At 74.8% G+C, this 2,718-nt stretch carries 2 protein-coding genes; both read right to left on the bottom strand.

Going from position 1 to position 2,718, the window contains the following annotated elements; genetic code table 11:
* The coding region (hrpB, locus tag VIM26_RS17010; RefSeq protein ID WP_331953310.1) for an ATP-dependent helicase HrpB at positions 1-2,028 on the bottom strand (2,028 nt) is incomplete at its 3' end.
* Between the two features lie 54 nt (positions 2,029-2,082).
* Positions 2,083-2,712, bottom strand: a complete 630-nt coding sequence (locus VIM26_RS17005) for an alpha-ketoglutarate-dependent dioxygenase AlkB (RefSeq protein WP_331953312.1) — start codon at positions 2,710-2,712, stop codon at positions 2,083-2,085.
* Positions 2,713-2,718 lie beyond the last annotated feature (6 nt).

Raw genomic sequence — 2,718 nt, 5'->3', positions numbered from 1 at the left:
CCAGGGCGGCCCCAGGTGGACGTGGCAGAACGCCAAGCGCTCCCGCAGTTGCTCGGCGTCGCGGGTCCAGTGCAGGACGCCCAGCCCCGAGGACCGCAGCCCTTCCCGTACCGCCTCGGCCACCCGCGCCGGGTCCGGATCACGCAGCGGCGAGTCGCTCAGTCCGATGGCGCCGAGGGTCTCCTTGCGACGCAGCACCAGTTCGCCGGCGACCCACTGGATCTCGTCTGCACTGTGCATCAGTCCGGCACCGACCGCGCGGGCCGTCGCCTCGTCGACGGGGACCGCAGACCGGATCCGGGCATCGGCCCGGCCAATCGGCCGGTCGGCGACTGCCACCGCGATCCACTCGGTCCCGCGGAGACCCGACGTCGGGTCGAGCACCGCCCCGGTGCCACCGGCCATCAGGTAGTTCTGCGACCCGGGGCGGCGGGCCCGCGCCAGCCGGTCGGGGTAGGCCAGTCCCACCACGGTCCCGATGGCGAGATCGTCGCTCAGCGCGGTAGGCCCGGGACCACCCCGGCCGAGCCGGCGCACCTCCTCGCGCCAGCGCGCGGCGGCAGCCCGGTCCGACCCGCGGCGCAGCGCCCGCCAGCGGCCGGCGAGGTCATCGTCGCGACCGGCCAGCGTGTCGTCGGAGAGCAGCGCAACGATTTCGCGCGCCCGCTGCGCGCCGACGGCCGTGGCGCCGTCCAGCACTGACCGGGCGAGCCGGGGATGCGCGCCGATCGCCGCCATCCGCCGGCCCCGCGCGGTGATGCGGCCGGCGGCGTCGACCGCGTCGAGACCGCGCAGCAGTTGGTCTGCTGCCGACATCGCGACCGCCGGCGGCTGGTCGAGCAGCGCAAGCCCCGCCCCGCCGGGCGCGCCCCACGCCGCCACCGTCAGTGCGAAACCGGCCAGGTCGGCGGTGGCGATCTCGGGTGCGGAGTGGGCGTCGAGATGGGCGTGCTCGCTCGCCGACCAGCACCGGTAGACCCGCCCCGGTCCCTCTCGGCCCGCGCGCCCGGCCCGCTGGTCGGCCGACGACTTCGACACGCGGGTCGTGACCAGTGCGCCCAGGCCGCGGGCCTGGTCGGTCCGCGGCTGCCGGGCCAGCCCGGCATCGACGACAATGCGAACACCGGGAACCGTCAGCGAGCTCTCCGCCACGGCGGTCGTGACGACCACCCGACGGCGCGGCCCGGCCCGCAGGGCGCGGTCCTGCTCGGCGCCCGTCTGCCGGCCGAACAGGGGCACGACGTCTGCTGTACCCGCCAACCGTCGTGACACCCCGCCGATCTCAGCCTCCCCCGGCACGAACACCAGGACGTCCCCCTCGGCCTCGGCCAGCGCCCGGCGCACCACGGCGGCGACGTGGTCGAGCAGGCGCGGGTCCACCCGGGCGTCGGCCAGCAGCGGCAACGCTTGCTCGGGTGCAGCCCACACGACGTCGACGGGATACATCGAGGACGAGGCCGTGAGGACCGGTGCGGGCGCCCCCTCCGGGGCCAGGACCGCGGCGATGCGCTCGGTGTCGGGCGTGGCCGACGTGGCGACCAGCACGAGGTCGTCGCGCAGGGTGGCGCGCACGTCGATGCAGAAGGCCAGGGCGAGATCGGCGTCGAGATGGCGTTCATGGCACTCGTCGATGACCACCGCGGCGACGCCGGACAGATCGGGGTCGCGCTGCAGCCGCTGCACGAGCAGCCCGGTCGTGACCACCTCGACGCGGACCCGGGCGCCGCCCGCCCGCTCGCCGCGCATGGCGAAGCCGATCCGCTGCCCGGGAGTCTCACCGACCAGCATCGCCAGGCGCATCGCTGCCGCCCGAGTGGCGATGCGGCGGGGCTCGGCCACAACGACGCGGCCGTCAACGACGTCGGCCAGCGCCAACGGCAGCAGCGACGTCTTGCCCGATCCCGGTGGCGCGACCAGCACCGCCGACCCACGTTCTCGCACCGCCGCCACGACGTCGGGCAGCGCGGAGCGGACCCAGAGGTCGGCGCCCGGCGCCGACGCGTCCGGCAGCATTCGCGCGGCAGCCACCCCGAAGACATTAGCTATCAGGCCGGTAGCCGCACCGGGAGCGGCTCACCCAGATCAGCGCACGCCGTGGGTGCGGAACTGGATGCTGATGCGCTGGCCGACGCGACGGGCGGTCTTGGGCACCGCGTGTTCCCAGGTGCGCTGGCAGCTCCCGCCCATCACGATCAGGTCGCCGTGGCCGAGCTCGTAGCGCAGCACCGAGCCCCCGGCGCGGGGGCGCAGGGCCAGTGTGCGCGGCGCGCCGATGGAGACGATCGCGACCATGGTGTCCTCGCTGCGCCCGCGGCCGATGGTGTCACCGTGCCAGGCGACGCTGTCGCGTCCGTCGCGGTACAGGCACAGTCCGGCGGTGACGAACGGCTCGCCGAGCTCGTCTGCGTAGTGCGCGTCGAGGACCGACTTGGCCGCGTCGAGAGCCGGGTCGGGTAGCGCGTGACCTTCGCCGTAGAAGCACAGCAGACGCGGAACGTCGACAATCCGCTCGTACATCTGGCGTCGCTCCGCGTGCCAGGGGACGACCTGCACCAGCCGCTCGAACAGTGCGTCCGCGCCGGCGAGCCAGCCGGGCCGGACGTCCAGCCATGCCCCGTGCCCGAGTTCCGTTCGGCGGACCGACTCGTCCAGCGGCGCGGGCGCGACCTCGTCGCCGAGGTCGAGCAGCGAGCCCTGGAATGCAGCCGACATGTGACG

The sequence above is a fragment of the Pengzhenrongella sp. genome (assembly GCF_036565025.1).
In the GTDB taxonomy this organism is placed as follows: domain Bacteria; phylum Actinomycetota; class Actinomycetes; order Actinomycetales; family Cellulomonadaceae; genus Pengzhenrongella.
Note: the sequence above shows the minus strand (reverse complement) of the source record. Positions and strands in the feature narration are given on the sequence as shown.

Bases quoted from the DNA above. Each gene is read 5' to 3' on its own strand.
- VIM26_RS17005 (WP_331953312.1), bottom strand. From the start codon at position 2,712: ATGTCGGCTGCATTCCAGGGCTCGCTGCTCGACCTCGGCGACGAGGTC.